Origin of the sequence: Flavobacterium microcysteis, assembly GCF_006385255.1 — a bacterium.
In the GTDB taxonomy this organism is placed as follows: domain Bacteria; phylum Bacteroidota; class Bacteroidia; order Flavobacteriales; family Flavobacteriaceae; genus Flavobacterium; species Flavobacterium microcysteis.
This window is the reverse complement of the sequence record NZ_VFJE01000053.1, coordinates 238,727-261,254: the sequence shown is the minus strand read 5'-3', so window position 1 is coordinate 261,254 and position 22,528 is coordinate 238,727. Positions and strand designations below refer to the sequence as shown.

General features: G+C 33.3%; 20 protein-coding genes and 1 pseudogene. 14 read left to right on the top strand and 7 right to left on the bottom strand.

All coding sequences use genetic code 11. From position 1 onward, the window contains the following. Positions 1–135 precede the first annotated feature (135 nt). On the top strand, positions 136–834 hold the full coding sequence (locus tag FJA49_RS08410) for a tetratricopeptide repeat protein (RefSeq protein WP_140000526.1): 699 nt from the start codon (positions 136–138) through the stop codon (positions 832–834). Between the two features lie 26 nt (positions 835–860). Further along, the gene (locus tag FJA49_RS08405; RefSeq protein WP_140000525.1) at positions 861–2,219 is read left to right on the top strand and encodes a UDP-N-acetylmuramate--L-alanine ligase; all 1,359 of its coding nucleotides are present in this window, start codon (positions 861–863) and stop codon (positions 2,217–2,219) included. A gap of 53 nt (positions 2,220–2,272) precedes the next feature. On the opposite strand, the gene FJA49_RS08400 is transcribed toward FJA49_RS08405, so the two are convergent. Continuing rightward, the gene (locus FJA49_RS08400; protein WP_140000524.1) at positions 2,273–2,848 is read right to left on the bottom strand and encodes a DUF1287 domain-containing protein; all 576 of its coding nucleotides are present in this window, start codon (positions 2,846–2,848) and stop codon (positions 2,273–2,275) included. Positions 2,849–2,967: 119 nt separating this feature from the next. Here FJA49_RS08400 and FJA49_RS08395 point away from each other — a divergent pair, with 119 nt between their 5' ends. Then, the gene (locus tag FJA49_RS08395) at positions 2,968–3,543 is read left to right on the top strand and encodes a JAB domain-containing protein (protein ID WP_140000523.1); all 576 of its coding nucleotides are present in this window, start codon (positions 2,968–2,970) and stop codon (positions 3,541–3,543) included. A gap of 354 nt (positions 3,544–3,897) precedes the next feature. Here the strand turns inward: FJA49_RS08395 and FJA49_RS08390 are convergent, their stop codons facing one another. Next, on the bottom strand, positions 3,898–4,116 hold the full coding sequence (locus tag FJA49_RS08390; protein WP_140000522.1) for a hypothetical protein: 219 nt from the start codon (positions 4,114–4,116) through the stop codon (positions 3,898–3,900). Positions 4,117–4,299: 183 nt separating this feature from the next. Here FJA49_RS08390 and FJA49_RS08385 point away from each other — a divergent pair, with 183 nt between their 5' ends. From FJA49_RS08385 to FJA49_RS08365, 5 genes are all read left to right on the top strand, one after another. Continuing rightward, on the top strand, positions 4,300–6,321 hold the full coding sequence (locus FJA49_RS08385; RefSeq protein ID WP_140000521.1) for a hypothetical protein: 2,022 nt from the start codon (positions 4,300–4,302) through the stop codon (positions 6,319–6,321). Beyond that, positions 6,314–8,002: a hypothetical protein gene (locus FJA49_RS08380; protein WP_140000520.1), complete on the top strand. Its 1,689-nt coding sequence runs from the start codon at positions 6,314–6,316 to the stop codon at positions 8,000–8,002. Before FJA49_RS08385 ends, FJA49_RS08380 begins: the two co-directional genes overlap by 8 nt. A 160-nt stretch (positions 8,003–8,162) precedes the next feature. Then, positions 8,163–9,818, top strand: a complete 1,656-nt coding sequence (locus tag FJA49_RS08375; protein ID WP_140000519.1) for a hypothetical protein — start codon at positions 8,163–8,165, stop codon at positions 9,816–9,818. A gap of 169 nt (positions 9,819–9,987) precedes the next feature. Further along, complete coding sequence (locus FJA49_RS08370) at positions 9,988–11,004, top strand: HNH endonuclease (RefSeq protein ID WP_140000518.1); 1,017 nt, start codon at positions 9,988–9,990, stop codon at positions 11,002–11,004. Positions 11,005–11,168: 164 nt separating this feature from the next. Next, a complete protein-coding gene (locus FJA49_RS08365) occupies positions 11,169–12,083 on the top strand; it encodes an HNH endonuclease (RefSeq protein ID WP_140000517.1) in 915 nt (304 codons plus the stop codon). 107 nt (positions 12,084–12,190) lie between these two features. On the opposite strand, the gene FJA49_RS08360 is transcribed toward FJA49_RS08365, so the two are convergent. Genes FJA49_RS08360 through FJA49_RS08350 form a run of 3 tightly spaced genes read right to left on the bottom strand, consistent with a single transcriptional unit; the run spans position 12,191 to position 15,447 of the window. Then, positions 12,191–13,204, bottom strand: a complete 1,014-nt coding sequence (locus tag FJA49_RS08360; RefSeq protein WP_140000516.1) for a tyrosine-type recombinase/integrase — start codon at positions 13,202–13,204, stop codon at positions 12,191–12,193. Further along, positions 13,197–14,183, bottom strand: coding sequence for a tyrosine-type recombinase/integrase (locus FJA49_RS08355; protein WP_140000515.1), 987 nt, complete (start codon positions 14,181–14,183; stop codon positions 13,197–13,199). Before FJA49_RS08355 ends, FJA49_RS08360 begins: the two co-directional genes overlap by 8 nt. After that, the gene (locus tag FJA49_RS08350) at positions 14,176–15,447 is read right to left on the bottom strand and encodes a tyrosine-type recombinase/integrase (RefSeq protein ID WP_140000514.1); all 1,272 of its coding nucleotides are present in this window, start codon (positions 15,445–15,447) and stop codon (positions 14,176–14,178) included. Before FJA49_RS08350 ends, FJA49_RS08355 begins: the two co-directional genes overlap by 8 nt. A 303-nt stretch (positions 15,448–15,750) precedes the next feature. Between FJA49_RS08350 and FJA49_RS08345 the strand changes: the two are divergent. Then, positions 15,751–15,912 (top strand): annotated as a pseudogene (locus FJA49_RS08345) (JAB domain-containing protein); the annotation flags it as partial. Between the two features lie 59 nt (positions 15,913–15,971). On the opposite strand, the gene FJA49_RS08340 reads toward FJA49_RS08345, so the two are convergent. Then, positions 15,972–17,156: a hypothetical protein gene (locus FJA49_RS08340; RefSeq protein ID WP_140000513.1), complete on the bottom strand. Its 1,185-nt coding sequence runs from the start codon at positions 17,154–17,156 to the stop codon at positions 15,972–15,974. A 208-nt stretch (positions 17,157–17,364) separates the two neighbouring features. On the opposite strand from FJA49_RS08340, the gene FJA49_RS08335 reads away from it, so the two are divergent. From FJA49_RS08335 to FJA49_RS08315, 5 genes are all read left to right on the top strand, one after another. Next, on the top strand, positions 17,365–17,994 hold the full coding sequence (locus tag FJA49_RS08335) for an ABC transporter ATP-binding protein (RefSeq protein ID WP_140000512.1): 630 nt from the start codon (positions 17,365–17,367) through the stop codon (positions 17,992–17,994). Next, positions 17,991–19,268, top strand: coding sequence for an ABC transporter permease (locus FJA49_RS08330; RefSeq protein WP_140000511.1), 1,278 nt, complete (start codon positions 17,991–17,993; stop codon positions 19,266–19,268). The genes FJA49_RS08335 and FJA49_RS08330 overlap by 4 nt, the downstream gene beginning before the upstream one ends. A 157-nt stretch (positions 19,269–19,425) precedes the next feature. Further along, positions 19,426–19,806 carry a hypothetical protein gene (locus tag FJA49_RS08325; protein WP_233590089.1) on the top strand — a complete coding sequence of 127 codons (381 nt, stop codon included), beginning with the start codon at positions 19,426–19,428 and terminating at the stop codon, positions 19,804–19,806. A gap of 1 nt (position 19,807) precedes the next feature. Then, positions 19,808–20,494: a YjjG family noncanonical pyrimidine nucleotidase gene (locus tag FJA49_RS08320; RefSeq protein ID WP_140000510.1), complete on the top strand. Its 687-nt coding sequence runs from the start codon at positions 19,808–19,810 to the stop codon at positions 20,492–20,494. A gap of 11 nt (positions 20,495–20,505) precedes the next feature. Beyond that, entirely contained in the window at positions 20,506–21,219 is a 714-nt protein-coding gene (locus FJA49_RS08315; protein ID WP_140000509.1) for a hypothetical protein, read from the top strand. Here FJA49_RS08315 and FJA49_RS08310 read toward each other — a convergent pair. Then, positions 21,216–22,493, bottom strand: coding sequence for a replication-associated recombination protein A (locus FJA49_RS08310; protein WP_140000508.1), 1,278 nt, complete (start codon positions 22,491–22,493; stop codon positions 21,216–21,218). The genes FJA49_RS08315 and FJA49_RS08310 overlap by 4 nt on opposite strands. Positions 22,494–22,528: the final 35 nt, after the last annotated feature.

Here is a 22,528-nt window from a genome sequence, read left to right as displayed (position 1 = left end):
TTGGAAGCTCTCAAAAATAAAATTGGAGCCATAATTGTCACCAATATACTACTTTTATTTGTTCTCCAAAACTGATAAAATCCGTTCCACTATTCCAAATCATTTTGCTATTTTTGGAAGACTAAATCAAGCCTGTTGAAACGTTTCTTTTTACTCTTATTCTTGTTTCCAATAGCTGCCTTTTCGCAATCTGAATATGCGAAAGGTGAGCAGTTTTTTAATAAAGGAAACTATGAAAAGGCTAAAGAAATATTTATCGCCCTTTATAAAAAGAGCCCAAAAGATGCAGGTGTCATAGAGTATTTAGGAGATATTGAAGCGCATACAAAAAACTGGAATGAAGCTTTAGGGTATTATGAAAAGCTAAAAGAATTAAAACCTTCTGAAGCTAATTATTTTTATAAATACGGAGGCGCTTTGGCAATGAAAGCTAAAGAAAGCAATAAATTTAAAGCTTTGGGGATGATTGACGATGTGGAGGATTCCTTTAAAAAAGCCATTGAGCTAAATCCAAAACATATTGAATCCCGATGGGCATTGGTTGAATTATACCTGCAGCTTCCCGGGATTGTTGGCGGTAGTGAAAAAAAGGCACAAAAGTATGCTGAGGAACTGATGTCGCTTTCTGCTGTTGATGGCTATCTTTCAAAAGGACATATTGCAGAATATTTTAAAAGATATAAAGAAGCAGAAAAGAATTATAAAAAGGCAGTCGAAATTGGTAGGTCAAAAACGACCTATAAAAAATTAGCCGACCTGTATAAAAATAAAATGAAACAGCCGGAAAAAGCAAAAGCTGTTTTGGATGAATATGCTGAGAAAAGCAAAACATAATTAATATCCGATCATAATCTGAATAGATGAGAACACACTTTATAGCCATTGGAGGCAGTGCTATGCACAATCTTGCCATTGCCTTGCATGAAAAAGGATACCAGGTAACCGGGAGCGATGATGCTATTTTTGAACCTTCCAAAACACGTTTGGAGAAAAGAGGATTGCTACCTAAAGAATTGGGTTGGTTTCCTGAAAAAATTACTTCGGATATCGATTCGGTTATTCTTGGGATGCATGCCAAAGCCGATAATCCTGAACTTTTAAAAGCGCAAGAATTAGGATTGAAGATTTTTTCATATCCTGAGTTTTTATACGAACAGTCAAAAAACAAGACAAGAGTAGTAATTGGAGGTTCGCATGGAAAGACGACCATTACTTCGATGATTTTGCATGTTATGCATTACCACGGAATCAATGTGGATTATATGGTTGGAGCACAATTGGAAGGTTTTGATACGATGGTGCACCTAACGGAAGAAAATGATTTTATCGTTCTTGAAGGAGATGAATACTTATCATCGCCAATGGACAGAAGACCAAAATTCCATTTGTATCAGCCCAATATTGCTTTGATTTCCGGAATTGCTTGGGATCATATCAATGTTTTTCCAACGTATGAGAACTATGTAGAACAGTTTGAGATTTTCATACAAAAAATCACCAACGGCGGTATTCTTGTGTATAATGAAGATGATTCGGAAGTAAAAAGAGTAGCGGAAGCGGCAACAAATCCTATCCGAAAAATTGCATATTCGACTCCAAGTTATAGCGTAGAGAATGGCACAACATTGCTTGAAACTCCAGAAGGAGATATGCCAATAGAAGTTTTTGGAGCCCACAACCTGAATAATCTTGCCGGAGCCAAATGGATCTGCCAGAACATGGGTGTTGATGAGGCAGATTTTTATGAAGCGATTGCCAGTTTTAAAGGCGCTTCAAAACGTTTGGAGAAAATTGCAGAAAATAAGAATAATGTAGCCTATAAAGACTTTGCACATTCACCAAGCAAAGTAGCAGCTACGACAAAAGCAGTGAAAGAACAATATCCAGACAGAAAACTGATTGCTTGTTTGGAATTGCATACGTATAGCAGCCTAAATGCTGAATTTCTGAAAGAATACGAAGGATCATTAGATGCAGCCGATGTGGCAGTCGTTTTCTATTCACCTGATGCTGTAAAAATCAAACAGTTGGAAGAAGTAACCTATGAGCAAATAGCAAAATCTTTCAATCGTGAAGATCTGATTATTTATACAAATCCTGCGGCATTTAAAGAATACCTTTTCCACCTAAAATTTGATACGGAGAAAATCGCATTGTTGCTGATGAGTTCCGGAAATTATGGTGGGCTAAATTTTGATGAGGTAAAAACGCTTCTATAAATAAACTATGATGATTTGCGGATCAGTCATTTCCTTTTAGGAAGCTGGTCCGCTTATTTTTTAAACTGGTAGTGTCCGGTTATTTTATATTGGAAAAGGCAATCTTCCAAAACCTGTCCCGCACCCACATTATGAACAATCAGATTCCGTTTCCCATCGGCTGATTTTCGGTTGGTTACAATTCCAATATGCGGCATTTTATTATTGATCATCCAGGTCACTAAATCGCCTGTTTTATAATCCGAAGCTTTATCGGTTACTTCTAAGCTTTTACCGAATCGGGTGAAATAGATCTGCAGATTAGGCACTCTTCTATGGTCAATATTCGGGTCTGTTTTTTTGAGCCCCCATTTTTGCGGATATTTTGAGAAGTTTTTTTTCATGTCTTCATGTACTTCCTTCTGTAGATCGATTCCCAATTTTCTGTATGCCCTGATAACAACATCTGTACAAACGCCTTTGTCTTTTGGTACATCGCCGTTAGGATAGCTTATTGAAAAGTAACTCGGATCGTAAATGACTTTGTCTTTTGTCAGCGCAATTGCTGCATCCGAAAGCTTTTCCGGGAAACTCTTTTCTAAAGCAATAGTGATAAATAAGAAACAGGCGAGAGAGAGAAAATACTTCATGGCTATTAGTTTCCAGTTATAACGCAAAATGTATGATATATCTTATAATAAGGATTGATTTATAAGTTTTTTTCTTAAACATATATTCGTATATTTCATCGTAATTTAATTTAAACGCCATGCAGGAAGAAGAGGAGAAAAAAACAAAAACACTTACAATCAAAGATTGGGCTATAGACGACAAGCCTCGTGAAAAATTAAGATATAAAGGACAAGAAGCCCTAAGCAATGCAGAGTTGATAGCCATCCTGATACGCACCGGAAACGAAAACGAAAGTGCGGTAGCCTTAAGTAAACGAATCCTGGACGATGCTAAAAATCTAAATGGTATTGGAAAGCTATCCATTGAAAAGCTGCTCACTTATCATGGCATTGGAGAGGCAAAAGCTATTACGATTCTTGCTGCTATTGAATTAGGCAGAAGACGACGCTCTGAAGAAGCCAGGCCGTCAAGGAGAATTGCTACCAGTAAAGTGGTTTTTGAGACAATGCAGCCTATTATTGGTGAGCTTGGTCATGAGGAATTCTGGATTCTGTATCTTAGTAATTCCAATAGGATTACTCACAAATGGCGGTTGAGTAAAGGCGGAATGACAGGAACTGTAGTAGATGCCCGTCTTGTTTTTAAAGTAGCCATCGAGCATAATGCAACTTCAATAATTCTAGCTCATTATGTAAAGTATTTTGTTATGTAAAGAGAAGTGCTTAATATATTGAAACTTATGAATTTTAGTATGCTTAGTTTGACATAAATATTAAATAGAGAACTCAAATTAAGATTTTTGCATTCATAGTAAGGCTTTTGTATTTAAAATAAGAGAGATTTGTTCTTCTGACGTAATTCGATTAGTAAATAATTCTATAAGTAGTGTTTACACCCGGTAGGAATTTGATCTGTAGTGATAAAACATGATATAAGCGCAATTCAACCCCTTTACTTGTATGTATGAAGAAAATAGAGATTATGTGGAGATAAAGGGCGCTTTCCTAAACTCATTTCCTAGACTGACAATTAAAACAAGTTGTTCTTTAATAAGATAGAGACAATATTATTTCATCGAAATTTTGAAAGTTGAATTGTCCAACTGTCTGTCGGCCTCCTCATCTTGCTTCTTAAAAAGCGGTTCTTTTCTACTTTTTATTGCAGCTATTGCTATTGTTATAAGAGGATCACAATCATTTTCAGTCTGCGGATATTTTTGAAAGTCATCTTTGGATAAACTATCGTGTTTGTCTAACTGCTGATTTATCTTTTTATTCTTCGCCATATTATTAGTGATATAAGATATAAGACTTTAATAAAATTACGAATAATTATTTAGAAAGAGAATAAGCAGAGTTTCTTTTTGATTTGTGAATCTTTGTCCATATGACCTTTGTAAATATTTGTGCAGTTGTTAAAAAAAAACGTATTTTTTTTATGTATTTTAACATCTGAAAAACTTATTAATATGATACAGAAATACGAAATAGCGAAATTGTATGATACTATAAATAACGATGACTTTCTTGATCTTACACTTCAGGCTTATATTCTGTGTCTAATAGAAAAAGAGGGAGATAGTGTTCTAATTGAAGATTTGAAGGAAGCCAATGAATTAATATCAAAAAATATTTGCTTGTCAGTTAATGGACTATTGAAAATCGAAAATAGTGCTGCCATTGCTGTTGGATTTTACAAGTACTTTAAAACGGAGCTGAATTTTACTGAAAACAATATTTTTGAGAGTTACCATAATTTATATTTACACGTTGCCAAGTTTCTGAAAGCAGAAGGATATGCTAGTAAAAAAGAAGATATATCAAGAGAGCTATTGACACTACTCATTATTAGGTTTTCTAAAAATGGTTTCTTATTTGTACATTATATTGACCAACTTGAAGAATTTGATAAAATAAACCCAAAAAGTAGGAAACGTATTTATGAATTTGTAAATGCTTATGGCAATGCATTGACTGAAATAAAAGCAAAAACAGAAGTTCTATATAGTGATTTAACGCGTTTATTTGAATTAACAGAAAGCGAAGCAACCTACAATAGTAACCAATATTACCTTTTGGAAGGATTACGTGAATTTACTATAAAAAAAACAGAGCAAGCAATTGTATTGTTTGAATATAGTTGCAATTGTAATATAGAATCAGGTAAGATTATCACTGCACTTACTGCCTATTTATATGAGATTCATGGAGAAATATTTCTATCGACTATTGCACAGCCATATTTAGCAAACGACCTAGTTGCAGAATGTATTTTTTATGGTCTATCCATGGTCAAGGGGATAGAACATGTTGGGGCACTGTCATATTTGAAATTGTACGAAAGTAATAAGGATAATGAAGTATTGATCGTTGCCTTATCCAAAATGCTTTTAAATCTAATTAGTAATGAGATTAAATATAACAAGAAAGAAGAAATTGACAAGGCGTGTTTTGAAAGGCTAGAGAATATCCTTGTAAATTATGGTGCGTTACCTGCAATTAAAATTATAGATCAAATGGCTTTTATAAAGGGACATGAAAACTATAAAACCCATTTACTATTGACACTCATTGATCAATCCTATTTCAATATGAAAGAATTTTTAAGAGTTATAGAAAATGTATATTGGAGATTGGACGATTTGAAAAGTTTTAAACAGGTTCTTACTGCGATAGCCGACAAGGAGCCTTTTAGAGATCTCGGGAAAAATTTTAAAAACTTCATAAATAAGTGCGACAAAAAAGAGCTTGACTGGACTATAATAGAACTTGTAACGGATAACAAAAGCTCAAGAAGGGAGTTGGGTAATTCGATTTTTAATGCAAACCGCTTGCAAAGTGATTATATGTTAGATTATGATCTTTTATCCTTAGCACCCCTTACTCAATATAAATTATGGGTAGGATTGTGTCAAAATATTGGGGAGCCTAGAAATTATCTTATAGCACTGTTGCCACTTTTAAATAGTAATTCTGAGACTGTGAGAGAAAGTTTTATCTCAAAGCTTGAGGAGCTTACTCAAGATTATGCTGGTCACATTACAAAAGCGTTAGATGACTACAGCCATATTTATAAAAGGCCTGAAGTCTTGGAACGAGTAACTAAGTACAGAGATGAATTTTTTAGAATTAATGCAGATTGCAAGGAGGGAATAGCGGAACTTAATCCTTATGAAACGCAATATAGATTACTCAGGGAATTCAATAAACTCCACAATCGAAATTTTTCAAGAACAATTGAAAAAGGGGCAAAAGAGAATAGCTTTTTGTCTATGATAGGAAAGACAGTAAAGTTGGGCAAGGGTGGAGGCTGGAAATTTCCAGGCAGAGAGGGAGTAAAGAAACTTGGGCATATCCAGACTGGAATGGTTCTTCCACGTAGTCTTTTTATTTATCCTGAAGAATATAATATACAATGTGGTATAGAACAGCGGACAGACTGGGAAGAGGAACAATTTGATTTAATAATACAACTTATTGCCAATGAATAGCGCATCTATCATGGTACAGGAATATTTAGGTTCACTGAAAGAAGACCGGGAACTAGATTACCTTTTCCCAATTTTACTTAATTCGATGGGCTTTAAGATTATCCAAACGGCCAAGGAATCGAAAGGTCAGGCACAATATGGTAAAGATATTATCGCTATTGGCAAAGATTCCAATGGTGTAAAATATCGTTGGTATTTTGAACTTAAAGGCTATTCTGATAGAAACATCAATGAAAAGAATTATTTTGCAGAGGACGGTATACGAGAGTCGATATTAGCAGCAAAAGATACAGCATTTATAGACAGCTCTATACCTGAATTTAATAATCTTCCTGTTAAAATAATTCTAGTACATAATGGAGTGATTAAACCCAGCTTACGGGTAACCTTTGATGGATTTATTACTAAGAATTTTAACGAAGGTGAATTTGAACGTTGGGATATTTATCAGCTTACCATTTTGTTTTCGGAACATCTTTTTGGAGAATATCTTCTTTCTGACGATGATAGTGTACGATTATTAAAGAAGACTCTTGCATTTCTAGATACTCCTGATTATGATTATGGTGATTTTAAAAAACTAGTAAACCTACAATTTGATAAAGTATTCGAAGTACGTGGACGTTCTTTGAAAAAGTTATTTGCTACACTTAATCTGTTGGAAGCACTAATCTTTCATTATAGTGTTTTGGGCAAAAATCTTCTTGCAGCTAAAGAATGTTCCAAATATTTAGTGTTACGGACATGGAGGTGGGTGTTAAATAATAAAGTGGAAGAAAAATTAGCAATAAAAAAAGAGTTTAATAAGTTACTCATGACCCAATTCAGGATATTGAGTGCTTATTTCAAGAAAACATATCCAGTCGCTTCAATCGAAAACGGATTGTATTCGGAAAATGGGGTATTCTTTGAAAAGATAGGATACCCGTTGAGATGTTTTGAGTATCTTGATGATATGATTTATTATTCAAGGCTTCGAGAACATATCGGGAAAGCAAAAACGAACAATGTCATTAAGAGACGATTACGTAATAAAATGAAAGATTTAATAATACGTATTGTCGAAAATAATTCAGGTTGCTGGCGACCATTACTTGATAATCACTCTATACCTATAATGCAACTGTTTGTGTATTTTGTCGAAGTATCTTCACGCAGACAAGAAGATGTTGAATTCTTTGTCGATTATCTATCACAGGTTGTTCATGGGATTGCGATTATGAAAATTAAAAATGATCTCATGCCTGAATTTTCTAATAGTATAGAGTATCTTATTGAAGCATTATCTATGGGACAAAAGCCTGAAGAGTATACAGATGATTCTTCAATCCTTATTGCAACACTTTTGGAATTAACAGTAATCTTTAAGAATGAAGTTATTTATGGTGAAATTCAGAAATATCTTTCGAAAGATATGAACTTTCAAATACCTACAATAGATTGCGAGTCCTATAATGTTGAGGAACTTTTATTAGAGAAACATCTCCACAAAGAATATCACATTGAGATGTTGGATAAGCCGGATCTTGATTTCAAAGACTTTATTAACCGATTTAAAGGAGTGAAGGCAATGGTGCCTATTTACCGAACAGATACTGCGGGCTATTCTTTTGTGCGCTATCTAGCCCATAGCTACTACAAGAATGAGCTGTTGCCAGAAGAATGGCGTATTTATTTATAGGTCTATACATACCTTATGTCAATGTCAGGTATTAAGAAGATGTGTACGAATAATATTTGTTATCTTGTTTTGCAAGAAGTTTTATCTTTAATAGTAAATTCATTTACGAATCTGCAACTACGCAAAGTTACAGAACATTGTTTGTAATTTAAAAAATCATATGCCGATATATTTTACACCTGAAGGCAGACTTGTTGCTTGGTATCAAAAAAATACAATTGAAAAATATCGCCCAATAATTTCAAGAAAATTAATAGATAAGTATGGAAAGGGCCCGTTTGATGAAGCCCAAATTAATAAAATCCTATTCTATACGCTTGATTGGTATCAGCAGAAATTTATTAAGATTTTACAAAATGAAAATGAGCTAACTTTTTATCAAGGATTATTTTTACTCCATGAATTCTCCTGCGCTTTTCAACAAGAAAATCCAAATGTTTCACCAATAAAAGAGCTAGATAACAAAGAATTTGCGGTATATCGAAGAATTTTAAAATTATGTTTAGAACAAGCTTGTGACTTGAAATTAGTTTCTAGTAGACCAAGTTCAATTGAGTATTTGAAAGAAAAGGAGGATGTAATTGATCAATTACTTTATTTTGGGGACTTTATATTTGCTTGTTCAAATCTATTAGCCGAACAGCAATTAATTGAAGATTGTATTGATCTTAAATTTACTTCTGATAATCAATTTTATTTTGACCACAAGCACTATTATGGTTTTTTAATTACAAAATTAATGGATTCTTTTAAAAGTCATATTGATATGGCTGTAACAGGAAAAAATGATTTAAATGATTTCATAGCAGCATCCAAAAAATGTTTAGGTGTAGAATATGGCGCAGCAGTAGGAACAATAAAAGCTATACATGAAAATTCTGAAAGTGGGAAATTTACGTTAGATGAATGGTTTATCTATCCGAAAAATTTAGAAAACTTATATGGTGTTTCATATGAACAAGGTTCTACTTTTTTTAAAGGACTAACTCTATCAAAAGAGAATAAAATGTCTTTGCAAGATGCAGTCTATAAACCACATAATTTAAATAAATATCTATATCGGCCTTTTTTAATCTGGAATGTTAATGGCAAAAACTTGACGTTTGTAGGTGATCGCTCATTTGTGGAAAGTATTATGTCGCTTACAACGAATGCGTTTGGTTGGAATAAATATCCTATTGAATGGGAAAATCCTTGTTTTAAAGAATTTATAAAAAACAAGGTCATGTATAATGACAAAATCTTGGAAGATGAAGCAGAAAAGCTTTTAAAAACATATGATATTATTTTTGATAGGAATATTACTTATTTAAAAAAATGGAATGGGCAACACATAAATATTGATAATGAAGAATGTGGGGAGATTGATTTTCTTTTTATACATAATAAGAAAATTATTATTGCAGATAGTAAACATCAAATCGCACGTTATGATATGAATAATTTTAAAAATGATCGTGCTTATTTTGAAACAAATAAAAAGTCTTATAATAAAACCATTAAACGAAAACTAACATATTTGACTTCAAAAATTCATGAAGTTCAGGAACATTTCCAAGTTCTGACAAATAATAAAGATTTAAGAATTGAAACTTTTTCTTTTGAGGGAATATTCATTATTAACACGCCGACTTTCATAATGTATAATAATGAATATCGAATACATACCCTAAAAGCATTTAAAGAGATTCTTGAGAATAAATTTATTGATCAAGTCTATAAGCTGGTTATTGATGAAGGTGACAATCAAAAAATTCTAGATATAAACTATCCATACTTTAAAAAAACAAGCTATAAAGTCATGGATTTTGAATAACAAGAAAAAATATAGACAATAACTGCCAATAATAGATATTTAAACATTGCTATTTAGTGTCTTAATGAAAACCTTTGAGGCTGTAAACCTTAATTTCATAACAAATTAATCCTTAAATTGGCGTAAAGTTTTTTAAGTCGTAAATGTTGTTTGCAAATGATACAAACTAATGAGTAAAAAAGTCAAAAAACGGATTTTATTTGATATATATTCAAATAATCTATTGGACTTTAAAAAAAATTTAAAATCCGACAATATAGTGCCTACTGAATTTGGACTTTATTGCCCATTGTGTACACAGCATTATAATGAAAATAGATACGAAGAATTAACGTTAGAACATAATCCACCGAGTTCTTTAGGAGGTAAAGACAACATATTGACATGCAAAAATTGTAATAATTCAGCTGGTTCAAAAATTGACAGTGAAATTTTGCTGGCATTAAATGAGTTCGATATAATGGGTTTTAAACCCAATGCATCAATAAAAACCCAATTACGTAATGAATCAACTGGAGAAAAAGGCGTTAATGCTATAGTAAGCATAGGTTCTGAAGGAGGATTTAAGATAAATATTAGCCCGGCTAATAATCCTGTTGTTAAAGATGCATTTCTCAATAGTTTCGAATATGAGTACATTTCCGGCTTACCGTTGATTTCAAATTTTGAATCTGCCGATCTAAGAAAAAAACTAAGTTTTGAATTTAGAAAACCAAATAGAAGAAATGAACGTATAGCAAGTATTGGTCTTCTAAAAATTGCTTACTTAATAGGATTCGAAAAGCTAGGACATGCATTTTTATTTGGCGAACACATGGAAGTCATAAGAAGTCAAATAAAACACCCAGAAAAGGAAATTATAAACAAACCTTTTTGGATTCATAATAATTACACTGACGATTTTTTGGGCGTAAATGTTATTACTAAACCAAAAGAACTAAAAAGCTTTCTCATAGTGTTTGATTTGCAAACTAAATCAGATTCTTATAGGGTAGGGATTTGTATTCCTGGATATGATGAAAATGATATGAATATTTATGAAAACATTGAAAACATTCTTTGTCAAGGGGAAGGAGAAGTAGAAGTAGAAATCGAAACTAATGGTTATTTAACCAAGGAATTTAATATCAAAGACAAAGAAAAGTCTTTTTTGCCAATTACCTTTTGGCAAGAGATATTCAAGTAATTATCATTTTACAATGGTTTAATGGAATAGTTTGTCAGCCTTTATTTGGGAATATTCAATTGAATCGAATTCATTTTCTTACTACATTTTCCATTAATTTGTAGTTGCTACCTAAAGTTGCGAAATATTAGTTGCAGCAGAACTCATAAAAACAAATATTTTTTATGGAAACGAAAATAGTTTACGTTATAGATCCTGAAGAATTTTATGAAACGTACGAAATTTCAAATTCAATGTTAGACTACGTTTCTCCAAAAGATGAATTTCACATTTGCAGATATTGTTCATCACCAAATGCTAAATTCAAATCAAAAGCACATTTACTGCCTGAATTCACAGGTAACAAAACTCTATTTTGTTACAATGAATGTGACGATTGCAATAAGAAATTTGGTTTGTATGAAACTAATTTAAGTGCTTTTAGTGGAATTAAAAATACATTTCTACCAATTAAGGGAAAAAATAAATACCCAAAATTTAAAAGTAAGAGTGGTGATTTTTCAGTTCAGTTTCAAAATGATAACAAAGTTATTGCTAAAGTAGATGGGAACTTAGAGTGTATGAAACTAGAAAATGGTATTTTAAATATTAAAGCCACTACACAAACATTTATACCTCTTTATGTCTATAAAGCATTAACGAAATTTGCCTTGTCAATGGTGGAAAAAAGCGAACTTCATAAATTCAGAAAAACAGTTGAATGGATAAATGAACCTGAAAAAAAATTTGATGATAATTTCATACCATTACTTTTGATCCATAACGAAAGTAGGCCACCTATTATAAAACCTATTGCATTCTTAGCCAAAAGGAAGATTCCATGTGATTCGCCTCAATACACATTCATTTTTGGATTTGGATTTCACAGATTACAAATATTTTTACCTTTTAATTCTTCCGATGAACAATTAAAATCGGAAAAAATTATATTGCCATTAAATTTTCATTTTGTCACACAAAAAGTAAAAAACAAAGGAGAATGGGGTTTTGGACATATGGATATGAATTCACTTAATAGATCTCAATTAACAGATGATTTTAAATTAAATTTTAAACTTGAAAATGAAATCCGTAGCTAATGAAGAATTTAAGAAATGAAAGAATTGTTCAGAGTTTAATAAAAGGTCCTCTTTGTTAATTAGTACAATTGGAAGATGTTAAACGACAAATTCTCTTACAGTACTGATTAGAATTTGTTCAGCCAATTTATAAGACTGTAGTCTTTTTCCCAAAGAGCATCTTCTGTTTTATTAATATCTAAATATGCTTTTTGAAGTGCTTCTCGCTTGAATTTGGAATCTACTCGGGCATATCTTTCAGTCGTGGTTATGGAAACATGCCCTAATATATCCCTAATATATACAATATTAACGCCTGCTTGTAATAAATGCATGGCTTTCGAATGTCTAAGGGAATGTGCGGTTAGTTTTTTCGGTATTAATTCTGGATTTGTTTTCATTGCTTTTTGAGCATATTTGCGTATAATATAATTAACCCCGGCACGCGTTAATTTTTGCTTTCGACTGCTAAAAAAGACAGGATAGTGGTTTGTATGCGATTCCAACAACTTTTGCTCTTTTAGATACTTTTTTAAATTTTCAATCTGTTCAGACATTAATGGAACAAGTCTCATTTTGTTTCCTTTTCCAAGTAACTGTATGGTATAAGGCTTGTCAATTCTTAACATAGAGGGTGTTAAATCTATTATTTCTTGAACCCTTGCGCCCGAATCATATAGTAATGATAGTAGCACAAGATCCCTTCGTCCTCTTTCGCTTGTTAAGTCAGGCTGCTCTAACAAAAGTCTTAATCCATCTATAGTTAAATATGGCGTTATCGTAGAAACCGTTTTTTTTACTCTAATAGAGCTGATTTGCTGGAATTGGTGCATATATTGGATATCTTCTTCTTTTACGTACCTGATAAAGGATTTGATTGCTGCGAGTCTAGAGTTTCTCGTAGAATTGCTACATTTTCGAAATTCTTGAATCCATTCTAAAAAAGCAAGTATTAGTTCTTTTGTCAGGTGTTTAATCTCAATTTTTGCCTCACGAATATTTCTCTCTTCAGTTAAGAACTTTATCAGAAGAACAAGAGTATCTCGATATGCCCTGATACTGTTTATACTTAATCCTCTTTCAAATGGAAGATGTTTGGATATAAAGTTTGCAACATATTTTGGGAAATCGGATTTATTCATAATTTTTAAATTTTGGAAAAATATCTATGCATGTGCTATCTAACGAATCTGATAGATCTGGAAACATGTTTTTAGTCAAACGAACATAGTATTCAGTTGCTTGAATATTTTGATGTCCCATGTAATTTGATAAGATAGGCAACGACACATAAAGATCTATCCCATCAGCTACCATTGAAGCAAGGGAATTTACAGCAAAACTGTGTCTAAGGTCGTGTACACGTGGAGTATGACCTGGATTTGACTCCCTAATTTTTGCCATCTGAACAGATTTAGAGAACCACCTCCTTATGCCGTTGGCCGTGCATCTTCTCCCATCTAGTTTGATAAAGAGATATTCTGATTGTATATTTTTTTCAGGCAATAAATTTCTGAACTTCTTATAAGATTCTATGACATTCAGTAAATTTTTAGATATAGGTATTAGACGCTCTTTTCCATTTTTAACATCACAAATTTTCAAACATTGATCTTCATGTATTATATCAGATATTTTTATATTTATTACCTCGCCTATTCTTATTCCTGTTGAAGCTAAGATTCTCAAGATTGCTGGAATTGCCATTATGCATGTATTCATTGAAGTATTACGTCCTGCCCTAAGCTCGTCCGCAGCTTTGTATAAGGCTTCGATTTGAATCTTTGAGAAAATATAAGGCATATATGTAGATCTTTTATATGCTGGAAGTTTTGGCAAGTATGATTCATAGCCAATATCCCGAAGGTAAGATGAAAAATGTAACAGGATAGACACCCTGATATATCTATTCCTTTCAGTTTCATGATTTTTTTTTATTTCCCAATCGTCTGAAAAAGCTTTAGTAAACCCCACCGACGTCTCACCTCTTAATGAAGCGAATCTGTCAAGTTGTTTAAGGTGATATTCTTGCTTTTTGAATTGATAGCCGAGCTTATGCTTTAGTCGAACATATTCTTGTATTTTATCAGCATAGATGCTATAGTAATATATTTTAGCCATAAAAAGAATATTTTCTTTGTTCGTAAAATTCTTTATCAATTAATGGAACATCGAGAATGCAGTGTCTTAAAGATGTGAGGTCTATCCGTAAGTAATATTTAGTAGACTGGGTATTTTGATGGCCTAATATCTGAGATATTACCGGCAGAGCTGTGTTTTCTTGAAGTAGCCTGTATCCAAGGCTGTGTCGCAGTGAATGTGGTCCTGTTTTTCTACCATCAATATGGACTCCGGAATGCTTAAATACACTAGCTATTCTTGAGCTAATAGCACTTGCTGTCGTTATGCTGTTATACGGGGAAACACAAGACAAAAAGATCCGTTTTTCATCGGATTCAGCACGACCATATTTTAAATAGTCTATTATAGCGTTTCCTATTTCAGGGAGTAATGGTAAGACTATATTTTTACCAGTCTTAAATTGCGTAATAGAGATTAGGTTGGAATTCCAGTCTAAATTCTCGAATTTTAAATTAGATACATCTGAGACTCGTAGGCCTAATCTGGCCAGCAAAAGGATTATAGCATAATTACGCTTGCCTCTAGGTGTGGATCGGTCAATACTTTCTATTATGCGTTCGACTTCTTCTTTTGTGTAAGTTGAAGAAAGATGCTTTTGACTTATAGTTTTGTATCGTGGAATTCCGTTTGAAAAATTCGTAGCTATAAGTTGGTTTGAAAATAAATATTGGATGAATCCCCGCAAAGCACTGATTGCAGTTTGAATAGAGGATTTATAGGTAGTAGGGATTTGGTTTATGAAACTTAATAAAAATGCTAAATCGATTTCATGAATGCTTTTAATCAGATTTTCTGAGCAAAATTTATAAAATTTGTCCAATTCTCTTTCATAGCTGAGTGAACGGATATATGACAATCGCTTAATTTCTCTTTCGTGGCGAATAAATTTTTCAATTATTATCCCCAATTCTCCGGTAAAAAGTTTTTTTGTTTTGTTAGTCCTAGTTCGGAGTGAAATTTTTGAAGTTTTTGCGTATTCGCATAGTGCTGTTATGGCAGTATTCATTCTCTCAGAGGATCTAGTCTTTCTTTTCTTGCCCGTATGGTTTATGAAATAATTCCGTATTTCCATTTCATGAGCAATAGAAAAATCTGTATAACCGAGTGATTCCAAATAATAACGAATCGTCCTCCAATCTTTTTTACAGTATTCGATGTGGGTTGGGGAAAAGTTAAGATTTACAAACAAGTACTCCTCTGCCTGTATTACAATTTTCTGAAAAAATTGAAATTTATTGTCCATTTAATTTTAATTAATTGAAAACTAATTTATTAAATGATTTTATTGTGGCTTGTATGTACAATTTTATACATATACAATCATTTTTTTTAGATTATTCCTAAGTTGGTTGAAAATGCTGAAAAAAACGATCTCTTGTTTGACAAAGACAGAAAAAAATTAACATAGATTTAACTATTAATAAAGCTAGACAAAAATTATGTTGTCAAAAAAAACAGAAGCAGTATGAAAATAAACAATATAAGAGCTATACTATCCATAATTTTTTAGTTTGCATAATGATGATTATGCAAAGCTTTACATAACGCTCATAATCATCCTTCAGGAATATTACATCCCAGCGAATCTGACAAGGCAATAACCAGAAAATTAAAAATGGCAGGAGAAAACCTGGATATTAAAGTTTTGGATCATGTCATAATTACTGAAAATGCCTTTTACAGTTTTGCAGATGAAGGCATCTTATGAGTTGAAGTAAATCATAACAATGTTTTTAGCTACGGTATCTTTATTTCCCGTTAATCAGGTTATTTTATCTTCACATCAAATTCCTGGATAATCTTATAATTTTTGTCCTTAAGAATTATTTTATAAATGCCTTTGTCTAAAATAAAATTTGTCTTTGTTTCTTTATTTACGATTTCAATAACATCCGCAGGAACGCCATTTTGAGCATATTCATTTTTTCTATAAGCAAGAGCCAAAACGGGATATTCTGTGATTTTAGATTTTGGAATCGTATAGGTCTTTCGTTGTCCATCTAACAAGAGCCAATTAGGCCTGTCATTTATGTATCGAGTAATAGGATGAATTATCCTGCAATCTGTCTGGTCGTTTGTTTCACCTCCATTGAATAATTTTCCATTGTCATTAACTAGGATTACTGATTTTTCAGGATTGGCCATCAACATATAAGGACTGGTGAATTGAATGTCACTTTTTTCAGTATAAGCAACCTGGTCAATAGTAAAAGGATCAATATTTGTCTCGTCTTTTAATCGGCCAGCCATAGCTCTTCCCCAATTTTTATTGTTTGGAGTTCCTTCTATCACATGATCAAAGCCACAATGAATCAAAAATTTTGAATTCGGATTCTTCTTGACTAATTGCGCAATATTTGCTGCTTCTTCAATTTCTCTTTCTTTTCCGTTTTTCCCTTCTGCTGCCTCGTATTCAAATAAAACAAAACCAATTTTTAATGCCTCGTTTAACAAATTTGCCATCTGAGGTTCTGCAACATAAAAACCGCTATCCATAATAGGAAATTTTCGGTTGTTTATTAATGAGTCTGCGAGAGCTTCCAAGCCAAAAAAGCGATAACCATTATCATATAAACCTTGTAAGAGTGAAGTTGTAAAAACCCGGTGCATATTGTTATGATGGGCCTCATTGATAATGATGATCTGTTCGTTTTTTGAACGGTTGATGATATAATCCTTTGCATCCTTTTGTTTGAATGAAGTAAAGTACAAACTATCTTCTTTGCTTATTTCTCGTGCAGTACTCCCGTTTTTATCCCAAGTTTTCAAGGCCTTTTGGTAATATTCGCTTATGGAATAATGGGTTGCTCCCATCTGATATTTCCATGCCAAGGTATCTTTCTGGATTTTGGCGTCAATATCTTTTGAAAATAAATAAACTTCTGTGTCTGTCTGGGCTGAAATTTTTAAAGTGAAAAGTAAAATAAAAATACACTTAAATAATTGCTTCATGATTGTGTGTGGCCTTTTATGCGGGTTAATGAAAAAATTATTTTATAAATATATTTTCTTTTACGGAATAATCAGCTGTTCTCTTGTCAAAATATAAGACCGTTAAGTAAACATAGAAGCCAGACAATGGCATTTTATAAATTTGACTTAACAAAATATTTTAAAGTATTTGAGTATCTTGCAGGCAGTTGCAGAAACAACATTAATTATGATTCAGACCAAAAATCTCGCTTTTTCTTATAATGGGAAAGTGAATTTTAATTTCCCTGATATTTCTTTAGATAGCGGTCAGGTACTTTTGATTACCGGCGGTTCAGGGAAAGGAAAAACTACATTGCTTCATCTGCTGGGAGGCTTGCTAAAAGCACAATCAGGATCCATTCGTATAGGCGATATAAATATTGAAAGCCTATCCAATAAGAAGTTGGATAAATTCAGAGGGAAAAATATAGGACTCATTCTGCAGCAGTCGCATTTTGTAGAAGCATTTTCTGTTTTTGAAAATGTTGTTCTTTCTTCCTGGTTAGCAACCGGACAAAAAGCCGAAGAAAAAGCAAAATCACTTTTGGCTGAACTGGGGCTTTCAGACCAGATACATAAATTGACATCACGTTTGAGTATAGGACAGCAACAAAGGGTTTCGATTGCCAGAGCTTTGGTAAATGAGCCTCAATTGCTTTTGGCCGATGAACCTACATCGAGTCTTGATGATGAGAATGCATATAAAGTAGCCGACTTGCTTTCGCAATTGTCTAAAGAATATGGAGCTGCACTCATTATTGTTACACACGACCAAAGATTAAAAGATCGTTTTTCTAATCAAATTACATTAGTATGATTGTCAAATTAGCTTGGAAAAATATCTGGTTCAAACCTTTGAACACCATCTTAAGCATTGTTCTGCTAACAGCAAGTGTTGCTATAATTTCATTATTAATCTTACTTCAAGAGCAATTTGAAAAGCAATTTTCAAGTAACATTGATGGAGTTGATGTTGTTTTGGGAGCACAAGGAAGTCCGCTTCAATTGATTCTTTCCTCAGTGTATCAGGTTGATGCGCCAACAGGAAATATTAGCTACAGCGAAGCGAAAACATGGATGAAACATCCTTTTGTGAAAAGTGCTATACCATTGGCTTTTGGAGACAACTACAGAGGATTTAAGATTGTAGGAACAACACCGGACTATCTGAGTAAATTTGGAGCAACAGTTTCTCAAGGCAAAATATTCCAAGCCGATTTTGAAGTTGTTGTAGGTGCTGAAATTGCAAAAAAACTAAATATAAAAGTAGGAGATAAATTTTTCGGATCGCATGGCGATGCAGCAGAAGGTGAGGTTCATGAAGAATTTGCCTATAAAGTAAGTGGTATTGCAAGCCCAACGGGAAAAGTAATTGATAATCTTATTTTGTGCAATATTCCTAGCGTATGGGCAATGCATGAAAATCATGAACATGCAGATGAAAATCCTGCTCATGGAGAAGAAGGACATATCCATTTTGAAGGCGATGAACACGACCACGACCATCACGATCATGAAAAAGCAATGCCGGTATCAGAAGAAGGAAAAGAAATAACCGCAGTCCTGATAAAATTCAGGAATAAAATGGGCTTTGTAACCTGGCCGAGATTGATAGCACAGAATACAAAAATGCAGGCTGCCTCTCCAGCAATCGAAATCAACAGGCTGTTTTCCTTATTCGGAATTGGGCTACAGGCGTTGCAGTATCTGGCTTACGGAATTATGCTTATATCAGGAATCAGTATCTTTATAGCGCTTTATAACACACTGAAAGAACGAAAATACGAATTTGCCCTATTGAGAGTCAGCGGAGCCAGCCGTATGCAATTGCTTACACTGGTACTATTTGAAAGTATATTGCTGTGCTTTGTTGGGTTCATTTTCGGCACTATTGTTGGAAGGATTGCATTGCTCTTGATTTCTTCTTCAACAGATGAAGAATATAAAATGACTTTTGATCCGTTTGCTTTTATATGGCAGAAAGAAGGAATTTTATTTATAGTGACTATCTTTGTAGGAGTATTGGCAGCGGTAATTCCAGCCATAAAAGCATATCGATTGAATATTTCAAAAACTTTAGCAAATGCGTAAGACTTATTATTTTGTTATAACTCTTTTCACTTTTTTAAGTGTGATTTCTATATCTGATAACCTAAAGGGGAAAAAATCAGATTCATCTTCCTTGCAACAAGCGGGCTTTTTGCCAAGAACTGAAATTTTTTCTAAGTCTGAAGTAAAGTCTTTTGTTGTGTCAGATACCCTAAACTGGAAACTGTTAGGAGCGATCAAATTTGTAAAAAAACAAAATAAGGATTATCCTGATGGGGTAATGTATCCCATAATAAATTCTACCCTGAAGGGGAAAAACAAAAAAAGAATTGCCATGTCAGGATTTATTGTTCCTATAGACAATACAACTTATGCACTAAGTAAAAATGTTTTTGCGGCTTGTTTTTTCTGTGGACAAGCTGGGCCGGAAACCATTATGGGAATAAAATTCAGAGGAGGCACTCCGAAATTGAAAACAGATCAGTATGTAACTTTGGAAGGTAATTTCCGTATAAATGAAAATGATGTAGAAGACTGGATCTATCATATAGAAGATGCCGTAATTGTAAAAGGAAAATAAATTGAAAAGTAAAATTTTAGATGTTTTTTTTGATTTGGACCATACGCTATGGGACTTTGAGAAAAATTCAGCATTAGCATTCGATACCATCTTGAAAAAACACAAAGTAGATGTGAATATTCAGGACTTTATTTCGTTGTATGTTCCTATAAATATCAAATACTGGAAGCTATATCAAAACGATGAGGTAACGCAGGAACAATTGCGTTACGGAAGATTAAAAGATGTTTTTGATCATATGCAAATAGAGATTGACGACGAAATGATTCATTTTTTAGCGGAGGAATATATTAGCTATCTTCCCCAATTCAATCATCTTTATGATGGTACAATAGAGCTTTTAGAATATCTTAAGCCAAAATACAGGCTGCACATAATTACGAACGGATTTCACCAGATACAAAACAATAAGCTGGTCAATTCTAATATTGTGCATTATTTTGAAACAATTACTAATTCTGAAAATGCAGGAGTAAAAAAACCAAATCCGGAAATATTTAACTATGCACTGGATTTGGCGAAATGTTCTAAAGAAACAAGTATTATGATTGGCGATAACATGGAAGCCGATATAGAAGGCGCCTTAAATGTAGGCCTAGACGCTATCTTTTTTAACGAACACAATTTAGAAACACATCCTAATATTAAGCAGGTGAATCATCTGCTGGATTTAAAAAAATATCTTTAAACTTTTTCCATATGAAAAAAAATATTCTAATCTTATTCCTGTTTGCTTCACTTTCTGCTTTGGCACAAAAGTCATTGAATAATTACAAATATGCCATTGTTCCTGTAAAGTTTGCTTTTACAAATGAGGAAAATGAGTATAGACTCAATACTATCACAAAATTTAATCTTAGTAAGATGGGATTTGAGGCTTTCTATGATAATGAGAATCTGCCATTAGAAACAGCAGGAGAAAGATGTAGTAGGGTATTTGTTAATGTAGAAAAAGTAAGTTCATTGCTATCCACAAAGCTGATTGTTGTATTCAGAGATTGTGAAAACAGAGAAATTACCAGAAGCGATGTCGGAACCAGCAAGGCTAAAGAGTATAAACTTGCTTATCCTGAAGCGCTGAATAATGCTTTTAAGTCGCTATTTGCTCTTGGATATAATTATAACGGGACCGTTTATAAAGCAGAGACAAAAAAGGTTGAAACTCCCAAATCTTCTGTTGAGCCAGAAGATACTCCAAACATGCTTTTTGCCCAACCAATTTCAAACGGTTACCAATTGATTGATAAAACACCAAAAGTGGTGTTCAAAATTTTCAAGACTTCGCATCCGGATTATTTTACAGTGCAATCTGAAACGATTAATGGTGCATTAATCAGAAAAAATAATGAATGGATACTTGAATATTATAAAGATGATAAGCCGGTTTCAGAAAAACTTTTAATTAAGTTTTAATAACCATATTTATCTTTCCAACGATTTTTTAAAAATTCCCTTGTTGACTGTTCTCTGGAGTTATTTCCGGGAACATAAATAGGGGTATTTTTTATTTCATCAGGAAGGAATTCCTGTTCGGCAAAATTGTTCTGGTAGTCGTGGGCATATTTGTAATCTTCGCCATAACCTAATTCTTTCATCAATTTTGTAGGTGCATTTCTCAAATGAATCGGAATTGGCAAATCACCCGTCTGTTTAACTATTTGTTGCGCTTTCCCAATTGCCATATAGGAGGCATTGCTTTTAGGCGAGGTTGCCAGATAGATGGCGCATTGGCTTAAGATAATCCTGCTTTCGGGATAACCTATGGTAGTCACGGCCTGAAATGTATTGTTTGCCATGATAAAAGCTGTTGGGTTTGCATTGCCAATATCCTCACTGGAAAGAATCAGCATGCGTCTTGCTATAAATTTGACATCTTCACCTCCTTCAATCATGCGTGCCAGCCAATAAACCGCTCCGTTAGGGTCGCTACCACGGATTGATTTTATAAAAGCAGAAATAATGTCATAGTGTTGTTCGCCGGTTTTATCATACAATACCGTATTTTGTTGTACCAGCTTAAGCACAGAATCATTCGTAATCACGATTTTTTCATCGTTTGATGCATTGACAACAAGATCGAAGATATTGAGTAGTTTTCTGCCGTCTCCGCCCGAAAGCCTTAATAAAGCTTCCGTTTCTTTTAATTCGATATTTTTTTCTTTTAGGAAAACATCGGTTTTCATAGCACGCTCCAGTAGTGCTTCCAGATCTGATTTTGAAAAAGCATTCAATACATAAACCTGACAACGCGACAGTAGTGCGGGGATTACTTCAAAACTAGGGTTTTCTGTAGTAGCGCCTATTAATGTTACCCAGCCTTTTTCTACAGCTGCTAATAAAGAATCTTGTTGTGACTTGCTGAAACGGTGGATCTCATCGATAAACAAGATTGGATTTTTAGCCGTGAATAAACCACCACTCTGCTTGGCTTTTTCAATGACATCACGCACTTCTTTTACCCCAGAATTAATTGCACTCAAGATATAAAACGGACGCTTTGATTCTTGTGCAATAATTTGGGCCAATGTAGTTTTTCCTGTTCCGGGTGGTCCCCAAAAAATCAAGGAAGGAATAATGCCTTTTGCAATCTGATGGGTTAATGATCCGTTAGGGCCTACTAATTGTGGCTGGCCTAAATAATCTTCAAGCTGTTGTGGGCGAATTCTTTCTGCTAATGGTGCTTCCATTTTGTAAAATTACTGAATTTGAAGAAGTTTTTTTA